Origin of the sequence: Pseudomonas purpurea, assembly GCF_039908635.1 — a bacterium.
GTDB lineage: Bacteria > Pseudomonadota > Gammaproteobacteria > Pseudomonadales > Pseudomonadaceae > Aquipseudomonas > Aquipseudomonas purpurea.
Map to the genome: position 1 here is coordinate 5883909 of NZ_CP150918.1, position 14186 is coordinate 5898094.

Sequence of the window (14186 nt, forward strand, 5' to 3'; positions counted from 1 at the left end):
TGGGCATGGACGAAGTTTGCTGAATGAGGGGTCGCTGCTTGAAAAAGCGTCTGTTCGTTACGGGTCTGAGTGGATTCGTAGGACGTCACATCCAATCCCGCCTGACCACTCCCGACTCGGGTTGGGAACTCTTGTCCGTCAACTCGCGTTTTGATCTGTGCGATCGAAACAGCCTCGACGGGCTATGGCCGCAGATGCCCGACGCCGTGATTCACCTGGCCGGCCAAACCTTCGTCCCCGACGCTTTTCGCGACCCGGCCAAGACCCTGCAAGTCAACCTGCTGGGCACCCTGAACCTGCTTCAAGCGCTCAAGGCCCGTGGCTTCAACGGCACCTTCCTGTACGTCAGCTCCGGCGATGTCTATGGCCAGGTCAGCGAGAGCGACCTGCCGATCACCGAGCAGCAACTGCCGTGCCCGCGCAATCCCTATGCCGTGAGCAAGCTCTCGGCCGAATTCCTGACGTTGCAGTGGGGCCTCAGCGAAGGCTGGCCGGTGCAGGTCGCACGCCCGTTCAACCACATCGGTGCCGGGCAGAAAGACAGTTTCGCCATTGCCAGTGCCGCGCGGCAGATCTGCCGCATCCAACAAGGCCTGCAAGCGCCGGTGCTGGAGGTCGGCGACATCGACGTGACGCGAGACTTTCTCGACGTCAGTGACGTGGTGTCGGCCTACCTGGCGCTGCTCGAGCGCGGCGAAGCGGGTCAGGTCTACAACATCTGCTCGGGGGTCGAGCAAAGCATTCGCAGCCTGATCGAACAACTGGCCGACATCGCCCAGGTCGATCTGCAACTGGTTCAGGACCCTGCGCGCCTTCGTCGCGCAGAACAGCGTCGTGTCTGTGGCAGCCCCGCCAGGCTTTCACACGCCACCGGATGGGCACCTGAAGTCACTACACAACAATCCCTGCGGGCGATCCTGTCCGACTGGGCGTCACGGGTACGACAAGAATGACAAAAAGTGCATTGATCACAGGGATCACCGGTCAAGACGGCGCCTACCTGGCCAAACTGCTGCTGGACAAGGGTTATCAGGTCTTTGGCCTGGTGGCCCGGCGCAGCAGCGATTCACGCTGGCGTCTGCGTGAAATGGGCGTCGAGGGCGATATTCATTACCTGGACGGCGACATGGCCGACGCCTGTTCGGTGCAGCGTGCGGTGATCAAGTCGGCGCCGGATGAAATCTACAACCTGGCCGCCCAGAGCTTTGTCGCGGCGTCCTGGGATCAACCGGTCACGACCGGCATCGTCGACGGCCTGGGTGTGACCCACTTGCTTGAAGCGATCCGCCAGTTCAGCCCGCACACCCGTTTTTACCAGGCGTCCACCAGTGAAATGTTCGGGTTGATCCAGGCCGAACAGCAGGACGAGAGCACGCCGTTCTACCCGCGCAGCCCGTATGGCGTGGCCAAGCTCTACGGCCACTGGATCACCGTGAACTACCGCGAAAGCTTCAACCTGCACGCCAGCAGCGGCATCCTGTTCAACCACGAATCGCCACTGCGCGGGATCGAGTTCGTCACCCGCAAGGTCACCGACGCCGCCGCCCGCATCAAGCAGGGCAAGCAGCAGGAACTGCGCCTGGGCAACATCGACACCAAACGCGACTGGGGCTTTGCCGGTGACTACGTCGAAGCCATGTGGCTGATGCTGCAACAGGACAAGGCCGATGATTTCGTGGTTGCCACCGGGGTCACCACCACGGTGCGCGAAATGTGCCGGATTGCCTTCGAACACGTGGATTTGAACTACCGTGACTTCGTAAAAATCGACCCGGCGTTTTTCCGCCCGGCCGAAGTCGACGTGCTGTTGGGCAACCCGGCCAAGGCCCAGCGAATTCTCGGCTGGAAACCCAGGACCGACCTGGACACCCTGATCCGCATGATGATGGATGCGGACATGAAACGCGTCGCCAAGGAGTAGGCCATGCTCATCCCAGTGATTCTTTCCGGCGGGGCCGGGACAAGGCTTTGGCCGGTGTCGCGCGAAGATCATCCCAAGCCGTTCATGATGCTGCCCGACGGCCAGACGCTGCTCGGTAAAACCTATCAACGGGCTGCCGGGTTGCAGGGCAGCAGTGGCGATATCGTCACGGTGACCAACCGCGACTATTACTTCCAGAGCAAGGATCACTATCAGGACGCACGGCTGGACCGCCATCGCGGGCATTTCATCCTTGAGCCCATGGGCCGCAACACCGCCCCCGCCATCGCAGCCGCTGCCCTGGCATTGCATGAACTGCACGGTGACGACACCATTTTGGTGGTGATGCCCGCCGACCACCTGATCCAGAACGAAGAGGCGCTCAACAGCGCGGTCGAACACGCCGTCAACCTGGCCAAGGATGGATACCTGGTGACATTCGGGGTGATCCCGACGGCGCCGGACACCGGTTTCGGCTACATCGAGCGCGGCGAACGCCTGGACGAACGCGGCGCGGCTGCCGTGCTGCGCTTCGTCGAAAAACCCGACCTGCAAACCGCCACCCATTACCTGGAAAGCGGCAACTTCCTGTGGAACTCGGGGATGTTCTGCTTCTCGGCCGTGACCTTGCTGGCCGAGCTGGAAATCCACGCGCCACAACTGCTGGAGCAGGCCCGTGCATGCATGGCGGCCAGCGCCGCAGTGCAGGCCGGTGGTTGCCTGCAACAAGAGCTGTCGGCGGTGCATTTCGCCGACATGCCGGACATCTCCATCGACTACGCCTTGATGGAGCGCTCCGAAAAGGTTGTGGTGATCCCGGCCGCTTTCGACTGGAGCGACATCGGCTCCTGGGGCGCGGTTGCGGCGCTGGTCCCGGCCGATGCGCAAAACAACCGCGCCAGCGGCGATGCGCTGTTCATCGACAGCCATGACAACTTCGTACACAGCGACGGCCGACTGGTGGCCACCGTAGGTGTGGATAACCTGATTGTCATCGACACCGCCGACGCCGTGCTCATCGCCCATGCCGACCGCACGCAGGATGTGCGACGCGTGGCCAAGCAGCTCAAGGACAAACAGCACGAAACCTATCGCCTGCACCGCACGGTCAGCCGACCGTGGGGCACCTACACCGTGCTCGAGGAAGGTTTGCGCTTCAAGATCAAGCGCCTGGTGGTCAAGCCCGGTGCCGCGCTGTCCCTGCAAATGCACCACCACCGCAACGAACACTGGGTGGTGGTCGAAGGCATGGCCAAGGTCACCAACAACGGTACCGGCACCCATTTGGTGGCCAAGAACGAATCGACCTTCATTGCCGCCGGCCACAAGCATCGCCTGGAAAACCCCGGGGTCATCGATCTGGTCATCATCGAAGTGCAAAGCGGTGAATACCTGGGCGAAGACGACATCGTGCGCTTCGAAGACCAGTACGGCAGGACGGTCTGAATGCTGCTCAACCTGTACCGCTCGCTGCGCAGTTACCGGGGTTTCATCCTGGGCAGCGTCAAGCGGGAGTTCCAGTCGCGTTACCGTAACTCGCTGTTCGGTGCCCTCTGGACGGTGCTCAACCCGCTGTCGATGATCCTCGTCTACACCGTGGTGTTTTCCCAGATCATGCGCGCCCGTTTACCGGGCGTGGATGACGGCCTGGCCTACAGCGTCTACCTGTGCGCCGGCCTGCTGACCTGGGGGCTGTTTTCCGAAATCACCCTGCGCAGCCAGAGCATGTTTCTGGAAAACGCCAACCTGCTGAAAAAAATCAGCTTCCCGCGCATCTGCCTGCCGGTGATCGTGCTGCTCAATGCGGCCGTCAACTTCGCGATCATTCTCGGGCTGTTCCTGGGCTTTCTGCTGATCACCGGGCGCCTGCCCGGCATGGCATTGCTGGCGCTGGTGCCGCTGCTGCTCCTGCAAGTGATCTTCTGCGCCGGGCTGGGGATGATTCTCGGGGTGCTGAACGTGTTCTTTCGCGATGTCGGGCAGTTCTTCGGGATCTGCCTGCAGTTCTGGTTCTGGCTGACGCCGATCGTCTACCCGATGACCATCCTGCCCGAACCGATCCAGCGCCTGCTGGCGCTCAACCCCATGACCGCATTGATGCACAGCTACCAGAACCTGTTTCTCTACAACCAGTGGCCGGTCTGGAGTTCGTTGACGCCGCTGCTGGTGATCGGCGTGCTGTTCTGCGTGATGGGGCTGCGGCTCTTCCGCCAGCGGGTCGGTGAAATGGTGGACGAACTCTGATGGGACACATACGCGTCACGGGCCTGGGCAAGGCCTACAAGCAATACCCCACCCGCTGGAGTCGGCTGTTCGAATGGCTGGTGCCGTTCTCCCGACCACGGCATCACTTGCACTGGATCCTGCAAGACGTCGACTTCGAGATCCAGCCGGGCGAAGCGGTGGGCATCGTCGGGGTCAATGGCGCCGGTAAAAGCACCTTGCTGAAAATGATCACCGGCACCACCCAACCCACCTGCGGGCATATCCAGCTACAAGGCCGGGTCGCCGCGCTGCTGGAGCTGGGCATGGGTTTCCACCCCGATTTCACCGGACGCCAGAACGCCTTCATGGCCGGTCAGTTGCTGGGCATGCAGCTCGAAGACATTGAAGCCCTGATGCCGGACATCGAGTCCTTTGCCGAGATCGGCGAAGCCATCGATCACCCGGTGCGCACCTATTCCAGCGGCATGCAGATGCGCCTGGCATTCAGTGTCGCCACCGCGCGGCGCCCGGACATCCTGATCGTCGACGAAGCGCTGTCGGTGGGCGATGCCTACTTTCAGCACAAGAGCTTCGAACGCATTCGCAGCTTTCGTCGGGACGGCACCACGCTGTTGATCGTGTCCCACGACCGCTCGGCGATCCAGTCGATCTGCGACACCGCGATCCTTCTGGAACAGGGCCGCGTTGCCCTGCGCGGCAAACCCGAAGAAGTGATGGACTACTACAACGCCATGCTCGCCGAACGCGAGGGCCAGACCGTTCGCCAGGAAATGCTCGCCAACGGCCAGGTGCAAACCATCTCCGGCACCGGCGAGGCCGGCATTCTCAGCGTGCGCCTGCTGGACCAGCGCCAGCGCTCGGTGGAAGTTGCCGAGGTCGGCCAGCCGATGGTGCTGGAGGTGCAGGTCGAGGTGCGCCAGGACATCGAGCGGCTGGTGCTTGGTTTCATGATCAAGGACCGTCTCGGCCAGCCCATGTACGGCATCAACACCCACCGGCTGGATCAGGCGCTGACCGACCTCAAGGCCGGCGAACACGTGACCTACCGGTTTGCCTTCACCCTGCGCCTGGGCAAGGGCAGCTACTCGGTGGCCCTGAGCCTGTCGCGGCTGGATTCACACCTGGACCGCAACTTTGAATGGCGCGACTACGGCCTGGTGTTCCACGTCATCAACAACCGTCAGGAAGACTTCGTCGGCTGCGCCTGGCTCGATGCGCAAACCAGCATCAGCCGCGCCCTTCCCGCCCCGCGCGAACCGGCCACACGGGAGATCGCACCATGACGCGACTGTTGGTCGAATGCACTTACGTGTTCGAGCATCCCCAGGCCAATTCCGGGATTCAGCGCGTGGTGCGCAACGTCATCCGCGAGTTGCCCGAACCCGACGGTGAATGCGAATGCATTCCCGTGGTGATGCTCAACGGCAAGCTGTACCGGGTGCTGAGCCTGACACCATTGCCCACGCCGACCTTTGACCTGATGAGCCTGCGGGTGCGCCTGGAACACTGGGCCAACGCCTTCTGGTTGCGCCAGCGCACCCTTGAGCGACGCTGGCCATTTCACCGGTCACGGCTCGCCCGGCGGCTGCTGTACGTGGGTTGCCGAGTGGCGGCGGCGCTGTGCCTGAGCATCCCGATGCGCATCCTCGACCGGCAGCTGAACAAGGACGACATCCCGGCACGCTGCGCGCCCTTGCAGCATCAGCCAGGGGATCAACTGGTGCTGCTCGACTCGTCGTGGCACGCCGATTTCTTTCCCCTGGCCGAGCAGCTCAAGCGTGACGGCGTGGGCATCGTGTCGGTGATCTATGACCTGATCCCGCTGACCCATCCGCAGTTCTGCGACGCCGGGCTGGTGCGCGTGTTCAACGACTGGTTCGACTGGATCGCCCGTACCGCTGACGGCTACGTTGCCATTTCCACGACCATTCGCGACCAGGTGCGCGAAGAAATGCTACGCCGGGTGGGTGCCAAACAGGTCGAGCAACGCTGGTTCGACTACTTCCACCTGGGCTCCGAGCTGGACCTGACAGACGAAACCGCTGCGGTCGATCCAGGCCTTGAGCGGATGTTCCAAAGCCCGGACCCGGTGTTCCTGATGGTCAGCACCATTGAGCCGCGCAAGAACCATGCATACCTGCTTGATGCGTTCGAACGGGCCTGGGCCAGCGGTTCACGCGCACGCCTGTGCATTGCCGGGCGCATTGGCTGGAAGTGCGACGCGTTGATTGAACGTATCCGCCGCCACCCCGAGTTGAACACGCGCCTGTTCATGTTCAACAGCCTCTCGGACCGTAGCCTGGAGCACGCGTATTCCCGCTCCACAGCACTGGTGTTTCCGTCCTATGTCGAAGGTTTTGGCTTGCCGCTGGTGGAAGCGATGCAGCGCGGTTTGCCGGCGATGGGCAGCGATATTCCGGTGTTTCGCGAAATTGGCGGCGAGTTCATGGTCTATTTCGACCTGACCGACCCGCAAAGCCTGACCACGCTGGTGCTCGACATGGAGCGCACGGGCGCCTTCCCGGCGCCTCGCAGCGTTGACCAATGGCACTGGCTCGGTTGGCGCGAGGCCAGTGCGCAACTGGTCGAACGGGTGATGCGCCACCTGAAGAAAACACCGAAGGGGCAGAGGCAACATGCAGATTGCCCTTAACGCCCGGGTGCTCCAGGCACCGCGCACCGGCATCGGCCATTACCTGGCCGAGTTGGTCACGGCCCTGCGGCATGAGCCAGACCTTGAGCTGTCGCTGTTTCACGGCTGGGGCTGGAACGCCGCGCTGCCGGAGGCCGCGATGCCGGGTTACTCGCGCCTGACGCCCTGGCTGCGCCAGATCCCCGGCGCCTATCAGGCCCGGCGCTGGCTGGAGCAGCGGCGTTTCGACAACGGCCTGCCGAAGGCGATTGACCTTTATCACGAGCCGAGCCTGTGGCCGCTGGCGTTCAAGGGGCCGACCCTGATCACCCTGCATGACCTGACCCACCTGCATTTCCCCGCGACCCAGCCCCCGGCACGCTTGAAAGAAATCGAACGGCGGCTGAGCCATGGCGTGCAGCACGCCCGGCTGATCCTGACCGACTCGCAGTTCATCGCCGACGAGGCCCGGCAGCACTTCAGCCTTCCCTCCGAGCGCTTCGTGGTCGCACCGCTCGGGGTGGGCGCACGCTTTCATCCACGCAGCGATGAAACCCTGCTGCCGACCTTGCGTCCGCTCGGCGTAAAGCCACAGCAATATTGGGTGTGCGTGGGGACCCTGGAGCCGCGCAAAAACCTGTCACTGGCACTGCGAGCCCACGGGCAACTGCCTGAAGCCGTGCGTCAGCGTTTCCCGTTGCTGGTGATCGGCATGGCCGGTTGGGAGCAAGGGCAGTTCAGTGACGCGTTGCGCAAAAGCCTGGCCTCGGGGCACGTGCGGCTGCTCGGTTACTTGCCGGACGAACAGGTCGCGCACCTGGTGGCCGGTGCCCGTGGGCTGGTTTTTCCGTCGCTCTATGAAGGCTTTGGCCTGCCGGTGCTAGAAGCCATGGCCAGCGGAACACCCGTGATCCTGACCCGCCGCTCGGCGATGCCGGAGGTTGCGGGTGATGCCGGCACTTACATTGAACCGGACGATGTCGACGGGTTGAGCCAGGCGATGGCACGCCTGATCGACGATCACGTGTATTGGCTGCACTGTCGCGAGGCAGGCTTGCAGCGCGCGAAGCTGTTTTCCTGGCAACGCTGTGCGAGCGTCACCGCTCAAGCGTACCGTCAGGCTATGGGAGGTTGAATGCGTGTCCTGCACTTTTACAAAACGTACCTGCCCGACTCGATGGGCGGGATCGAACAGGTCATTTTCCAGATGTGCGAAAGCAGCGCACGCCACGGCGTGGACAGCCACGTCCTGACCTTGAGCCCGGCCCCCTCGCCCGTTCCGCTGCACATCGGCCAGCATCAGGTGCATCAGGCCAGACTTGACCTGCAATTGGCCTCCAGCGGGTTTTCCTACAGCGTCATCAAACAGTTTCGCGAGCTGGCGGCCGAAGCGGACATCGTCAACTACCACTTTCCCTGGCCGTTCATGGACGTGGTGCATTTCTGTACCGCAATGAAGAAACCCTGCGTGGTGAGTTATCACTCGGACATCATTCGCCAGAAAAACCTGCTCAAGCTCTACCGCCCGCTGATGCGCCGGTTCCTGGACAGCGCCGACCGAATCGTCGCGGCCTCCCCCAACTACCTGCACACCAGTGACGTGTTGCAAGCCTACCGAGAGAAAACCCGGGTGATCACCTATGGCCTGGACAAAGCACTTTATCCACAGCCCTCGCCCGAGCGTCAGGCCCAGTGGCGGGAACGATTGGGCGATCGGTTCTTCCTGTTCGTCGGCGTCATGCGCTATTACAAAGGGCTGCACATCCTGCTCGAAGCCATGCAGGGCTTGAACTACCCGGTGGTGATCGTCGGCGCGGGGCCTGTTGAAGCGCAGTTGCATGCTCAGGCCACCGCCCTTGGATTGCAGAACCTGCACTTCCTGGGACGCTTGGGAGACGAAGACAAAGTCGCGTTGCTGGAATTGAGCTACGCCGTGGTCTTCCCCTCACACCTGCGTTCCGAAGCGTTTGGTATTTCGTTGCTGGAAGGCGCGATGTACGGCAAACCGATGATCTCCAGCGAAATCGGCACCGGTACCAGCTACATCAATATCCACGGCGAAACCGGCCTGGTGGTCCCACCCAGCAACCCGCAGGCCTTTCGCGAAGCCATGCGCAGCCTGTGGGAAAACCCCGTGCGGGCCGCCGAAATGGGCGCCAAGGCCCAGGCGCGCTATCGGCAGTTGTTCACCGCCGACGAAATGGGCCGCAAATGGACCGAGTTGTATGAAGAGTTGCTGGAGGAAAAAACCTTTTCCTACGCCTGAGTCCAGGTGCCGGTCTTCAGGCTGCTGGGCGACATACCGTCGAAACGCCAGCGCAAACCCAATGCAGCCGGCCGCCGAACCACCTGCTCGACGTGCAGCGTCCACAAACGCTCGGCGCCCTGGAAGGCCTCGACCTGCGGCCCGTCGAGGATAATTTCCGTGCGACCGCTGACCTGCAACACATCGCCCGTTGTGAAATCGATGAACAGCAACCCGGCACGCGGATTAAGCAACAGGTTGCCCAAGGTATTGAAGTGCAAGTTGCCGGCAAAATCGGGGATCGTCAGGCAATTGCCATCGACCCGAACGAACCCGGCCTGCCCGCCGCGATGGGAAACGTCCACCCAGCGCAAGTTATCCACAACCGCGTAACTGGCGACAAAGAAGGTATCGGCACGCCGAATCATCGCCGTGGCCGCGTCATCCAACGTGTTCAGGCGTTGTGCGGGGCGGGTCGAAGGGGCGGCCAGCGGCACCCGTTCAAACTGGCGCAACTGAATGTACTGCGGGCAATTGCCGAACGCCTGCTCGACCGCCACGCTCAGGCCCTGGCCGTCGATGGCACTGACCCGGCCGTTGAGGCGGTTGCGTCGACGCGTGTGCAATTCGATCCCCAACAAACCTATCGCCGCCCCCACTTGGACCTGCGCCGGGTCATCGGCTGCCGGCAGGCTGTCGAGTTGCAACAGCGCAGGATCGGGAGAATGGGCAAACCCCGGCGGACCTTCGAGGAGGCTGGCCCAAGGGTTGCCGTCGACGTCCACACTGGCGAAGAGCATGAACGGCAATTGCCGATAAAACTGGCGATGCTGATCCGGCAGCTCGTGTCGAATCACCCTGGGCCCCAAGGCTTCCATGCGCTCGGCAACGCCAACATGCGCTTGCAACCGTTTCTCGCCAGCATGCCAAGGTGACACGTCCATCACGGTTCTCCTTCTGCGCGCGGCGCAGTGTGGTCAGCCCGACGGCCCGGGCCATCACCTCATCAGGCGGTTTGCAAACCCGCCACGGTACGCGGCATGCCGACAAACCCCGGCAAGGCTTCGATCCGCACCAGCCAGGCCCGCACGTTGCCGTAGTCGGCCAGCGAGACATTGCCTTCCGGTGCATGGGCGATGTAACTGTAAGCGGCGATGTCGGCGATGGTCGGTTCGTCGCCGACCAGGAAACGACGGTTGGCCAGTTCCTGATCCATCACCTTGAGCAAGTTGTGGGAGCGTGCGATCACGTCTTCAGCGTTGTAGGGCGCGCCGAACACGGTGATCAACCGTGCAGTGGCCGGCCCCGAGGCTATCGGCCCGGCAGCCACCGACAACCAGCGCTGAACCCTGGCGGCACCGACCGGATCGCCGGGTAGCCAACGGCCATTGCCGTACTGGCGCGCCAGATACACCAGAATTGCATTGGAGTCGGCCAGCACCATGCCCTGATCGTCGATGACCGGCACCTGGCCAAACGGGTTCAATGCCAGGAAATCCGGTAATTTCTGGGCGCCGTGGGCCAGATCGACGAACACCTTTTCGGTCGGCAGGCCGAGCAGCGACAACATCAGCTCGACGCGGTGGGCGTGGCCGGACAACGGGAAGTGATAGAGCTTGATGGCGTGCTGGGGCATGGTCGACTCCGCAGGGTGATCGCACAGCCAGGGAAGGAGCCGCGCGGCTGGGAGTCATCTTCTACCCGCGAGAAAAACAACAGAATAGCCAGAAAACACAATCCATTATTTCAGCCTGCGCAATAACGCCTCAGCCCCGCAACGCCGGGTGTTCCCGCAAGGCCTTCACGGCGAAATCCACAAAACTGCGAACCCGTGCCGGCGCCTTGCGCCCACCCTGATACACCACATGGATTGGTAACGGCGGCAGTTCGAAGTCTTGCAGGACGATTTCCAACTCACCGGCCGCCACTTTGCTGGCCACCTGATAGGACAGCACCCGCGTGAGCCCCCAGCCCAGGCACGCGGCCGTGATCGCGGCCTGATTGGCGGTGACCACCAAACGCGGCTCGGGGCGAACGCTCAGCATTTGGCCGTCCTCAAGGAACTGCCAACTCTTGAACTGCCCGATCGAAGACGGCGCCACCACTTGGGCCTGACGCAATTCCTCGGGGTGTCGAGGCCGACCATGGGCCGCGAGAAACGCCGGCGATGCACAGATCACCCGGCGTACTTCGCCGACCGGGATCGCGTGCTGGCCGCTGTCCGGCAGCTCACCAATACGCACCGCCACATCGACGCCCTCCTCGACCATCCCGACCACACGGTCGACGAGCAAGGCATTAATGCTGACATCAGGAAAGCGGTCCAGATAACCGACCATCACCGGCGTGACGAACAACTCGCCAAACAACACCGGCGCGGTGATCGTCAGTTGCCCCCGGGGCTGGGCATGACTGCCGGCGGCCGAGGCCTCGGCTTCCTGGATTTCCGCGAGAATGCGCCGGCAATCCTCCAGATAACGCTGGCCGGCCTCGCTGAGGTACACGCGGCGGGTGGTGCGCGTGAGCAACTGCGTGCCGATGCGCGCCTCCAGCGCGGCCACCGCCCGCGTGACACTGGCCGCCGACATCCCGAGGCGCCGCGCCGACACCGAAAACCCCTGGTCCTGGGCAACCGCGACGAAAACCTGCATTTCCTGAAATCTGTCCAAGGACCCACCTCTGTCAAAAGGAATTACCCAAGCCCTGCATCGCCTGCCAGCGGGGCGTCTTCATGCAACCCCAGACGAAACTGACCCGGATTCCATGGACACTTTGCACGCTGATTGTGTAACACTTTTCACACTTTCACCGGTGACAGTCCCGGTGTACGTTTTGCGTACCCTGCCACTTGCCGGGGTTGCCACGTCAACCGATACACACCCTTTCGTCTGCGGTGCCTTTGCACCGGGCCGGCCTCTATCAGCCTTTTTCAGGCAACACGGTTTTTAAGGAGATCCTAGTGATCTGGTTTCTTGAGGGACAATCGAGCCAGCGTGACGTGCTCATGGGCGCACGCGAGGCATTGCCTGCCGATGTACGGATTTTCGCCTCGCACCGCCGCCAGCGCCCGGAGATCACGAGCCAGGCGGATGTCAGCCTGCAAGAGCCGCTGGATAACGAGGAACGCATCGACTGGATCCTGCAAACCGCCAGGGAACACGGGATCAAAGTGATCCTGGCAGGGCGCATCGGTGGTTTCTACGAAGCGCGGCGGGCGCTGTTCGAGGCCCAGGGCATCACCCTGGTCACGGGCGGCATGTCGATGGAGACGTTCGCCTGTGTCGATGACAAAAGCCGCTTTACCGCCGAGTGCGAAGCCGCGGGCCTGGCGTGCGTACCGGCCATCACGGCGACCAACACCGCCGAGTTGATCAGCGCCTATGAAACCCTGGCAGCCTCTGGCGAGGTTTGCATCAAGCCGACCGTCGGCATCTATGGCCAGGGCTTCTGGCGTTTCAAAGCCGAAGCGGACGCCTTCAGTTGCTTCGCCGACCCGGATGCCCGGCAAACCAGTTTCCAGGCGTACCTGCACGCTTATCAACAGGCCGCCGAGCGCCCGCCGATGCTGGTCATGCCCTATATGGCTGGAAGCGAGTGTTCCGTGGACATGGTGTGCGAGAATGGCCGGGTTATCGCCAGTGTCGGCCGTCGCAAAGAAGGGCTGAACCAGACATTCGAGCGTGATACCGATGCCGTTCGTCTGGCAATCCGGGCTGCCGAGCACTTCAAGTGCGACGGTCTGGTTAATGTACAGACCCGCGACAACGACAATGGGCAGCCTCACCTGCTGGAAATCAACCCGAGGTATTCCGGTGGCGTGGGTTATACGCGGCACGCAGGCGTGAACCTGGCCGGGATTTTCGCCACACGGCGCCTGGGGCTTACAGAGCCGGAAACAAATTGGCGCAATAATGTTTGTGTCAAAGCAATTACCGTTGCCGTTTCGGCAACGGCTTGATTTTATAATTGGAATTTGCCATCAGTGATCTCACTGTGTGCCTGTTCAAGGAGAGATTCGGATGAAGGTGCTCGCGCCTGGCGCAAACACCCCTCTTCCAGGTGCACAGAGCACATGGATACTAGAGTGTGAACGGACTTCGGTCTTCGGCGAGTTCGCCGCCGTGGCGCTGCTCCCGGTCGACGACAAACGCCAGTCCAAAGGTGAGCCTGCCCTGCTGCATCGGGAACAGTCATGGATGGAGTGGAGCGACGGCCCGGAAAAGGTCGGTTGTTCCCTCAAGCTGGACAAACTCCCCGTCGGCAGTGATCGGGTCCTGTTGCTGGCCTACACCTATTCGGCGGCCGGTCCGGTCAGCGACATGCAGGGTCTGCGGCTGACCATTGGCAGCGACATCGAATTCAAACTGAACCTGCGCGACAACGGCGAATCCTCGATCATTCTCGGCGAGTTCTACCGCCGCAATGCCGAGTGGAAATTCCGTGCGCTGTCCGAAGGTTCTGCCTATGGGCTGTCGGCCTTTGGCCGGCGCATCGGCCTGGACGTCGATGACAGCCATCCGACCCGCCGCGCAAGCGATGGCGGGCGACGCTGCGACTCCGCAACCGGCACCGCTTTTGCGGTCGGCACCAGCCACGTCATGACCTGCGCCCATGTCATCGAAGACATGCGCAGCCTGTACATCACCTCGTTCGAAGGCCGCTACCGGGCTGAACCCGTGGTCGTCGACCGGCGAAACGACATTGCCCTGCTCCGGGTCCATGAAGCACCCGCCCTCAAGTCCGTCGCGTTCAGCGATGGCAGCGGCTGCGCCCTGGGCGAAACCGTGGTGGCGCTGGGCTTTCCGCTGGCGAGCATTTCCGGCGGCGGTTTGCAGGTCACCCAAGGTGGCGTTTCCGGGCTGTTTGGCCTGCACAGCGACTCAAGCCTGTTCCAGTTCACTGCGCCGATTCAGCCAGGCTCCAGCGGCAGCCCGTTGTTCGATACCCGCGGTGCGGTGGTCGGCATGGTGACGTCGACGATCCCGGATGCGCAAAACATGAACTTTGCCGTCAAGGCCGGCCTGCTCACGGCGTTTCTGGATGCCTGTCGCGTGGCCACCACCCGAGAGGCGTCGGGCAAGACGTTCACGACCAGCGAAATCACGCAGACCGCACAGCCCTCGCTGTGGCTCGTCGAGGCCAGCAACACCTAGCCCTTTTTT

Annotated in this window: 12 protein-coding genes and 1 pseudogene; 10 read left to right on the forward strand and 3 right to left on the reverse strand. The window is 62.4% G+C overall.

Annotation, left to right across the window (positions count from 1 at the left end; translation table 11 throughout):
- Positions 1-38: 38 nt before the first annotated feature.
- The 8 genes from AABM54_RS26660 to AABM54_RS26695 are packed head-to-tail and all read left to right on the forward strand — an operon-like array spanning position 39 to position 9045.
- Entirely contained in the window at positions 39-953 is a 915-nt protein-coding gene (locus AABM54_RS26660; RefSeq protein WP_347902858.1) for a GDP-mannose 4,6-dehydratase, read from the forward strand.
- Positions 950-1921, forward strand: a complete 972-nt coding sequence (locus tag AABM54_RS26665; protein WP_347902859.1) for a GDP-mannose 4,6-dehydratase — start codon at positions 950-952, stop codon at positions 1919-1921. The genes AABM54_RS26660 and AABM54_RS26665 overlap by 4 nt, the downstream gene beginning before the upstream one ends.
- Positions 1922-1924: 3 nt before the next feature.
- Positions 1925-3367 carry a mannose-1-phosphate guanylyltransferase/mannose-6-phosphate isomerase gene (locus AABM54_RS26670; protein ID WP_347902860.1) on the forward strand — a complete coding sequence of 481 codons (1443 nt, stop codon included), beginning with the start codon at positions 1925-1927 and terminating at the stop codon, positions 3365-3367.
- On the forward strand, positions 3368-4165 hold the full coding sequence (locus AABM54_RS26675; RefSeq protein WP_347902861.1) for an ABC transporter permease: 798 nt from the start codon (positions 3368-3370) through the stop codon (positions 4163-4165).
- Positions 4165-5430, forward strand: a complete 1266-nt coding sequence (locus tag AABM54_RS26680) for an ABC transporter ATP-binding protein (protein WP_347902862.1) — start codon at positions 4165-4167, stop codon at positions 5428-5430. Before AABM54_RS26675 ends, AABM54_RS26680 begins: the two co-directional genes overlap by 1 nt.
- A complete protein-coding gene (locus tag AABM54_RS26685) occupies positions 5427-6800 on the forward strand; it encodes a glycosyltransferase family 1 protein (RefSeq protein WP_347902864.1) in 1374 nt (457 codons plus the stop codon). The genes AABM54_RS26680 and AABM54_RS26685 overlap by 4 nt, the downstream gene beginning before the upstream one ends.
- Positions 6784-7914: a glycosyltransferase family 1 protein gene (locus AABM54_RS26690; RefSeq protein WP_347902866.1), complete on the forward strand. Its 1131-nt coding sequence runs from the start codon at positions 6784-6786 to the stop codon at positions 7912-7914. The genes AABM54_RS26685 and AABM54_RS26690 overlap by 17 nt, the downstream gene beginning before the upstream one ends.
- On the forward strand, positions 7915-9045 hold the full coding sequence (locus AABM54_RS26695) for a glycosyltransferase family 4 protein (protein ID WP_347902867.1): 1131 nt from the start codon (positions 7915-7917) through the stop codon (positions 9043-9045). It abuts the gene before it with no gap.
- On the opposite strand, the pseudogene AABM54_RS26700 reads toward AABM54_RS26695, so the two are convergent.
- The 3 genes and pseudogenes from AABM54_RS26700 to AABM54_RS26710 all read right to left on the reverse strand — a co-directional run.
- Positions 9039-9968 (reverse strand): annotated as a pseudogene (locus AABM54_RS26700) (pyridoxamine 5'-phosphate oxidase family protein); the annotation flags it as partial. The gene AABM54_RS26695 and the pseudogene AABM54_RS26700 overlap by 7 nt on opposite strands.
- Positions 9969-10030: 62 nt before the next feature.
- Positions 10031-10660 carry a glutathione S-transferase gene (locus AABM54_RS26705; RefSeq protein WP_347902868.1) on the reverse strand — a complete coding sequence of 210 codons (630 nt, stop codon included), beginning with the start codon at positions 10658-10660 and terminating at the stop codon, positions 10031-10033.
- Positions 10661-10790: 130 nt separating this feature from the next.
- Positions 10791-11693 carry a LysR family transcriptional regulator gene (locus AABM54_RS26710; protein ID WP_347902869.1) on the reverse strand — a complete coding sequence of 301 codons (903 nt, stop codon included), beginning with the start codon at positions 11691-11693 and terminating at the stop codon, positions 10791-10793.
- A gap of 290 nt (positions 11694-11983) precedes the next feature.
- On the opposite strand from AABM54_RS26710, the gene AABM54_RS26715 reads away from it, so the two are divergent.
- Both AABM54_RS26715 and AABM54_RS26720 read left to right on the forward strand, forming a co-directional pair.
- Complete coding sequence (locus AABM54_RS26715) at positions 11984-12982, forward strand: ATP-grasp domain-containing protein (protein ID WP_347902871.1); 999 nt, start codon at positions 11984-11986, stop codon at positions 12980-12982.
- 61 nt (positions 12983-13043) lie between these two features.
- On the forward strand, positions 13044-14177 hold the full coding sequence (locus tag AABM54_RS26720; protein ID WP_347902873.1) for a trypsin-like peptidase domain-containing protein: 1134 nt from the start codon (positions 13044-13046) through the stop codon (positions 14175-14177).
- Positions 14178-14186 lie beyond the last annotated feature (9 nt).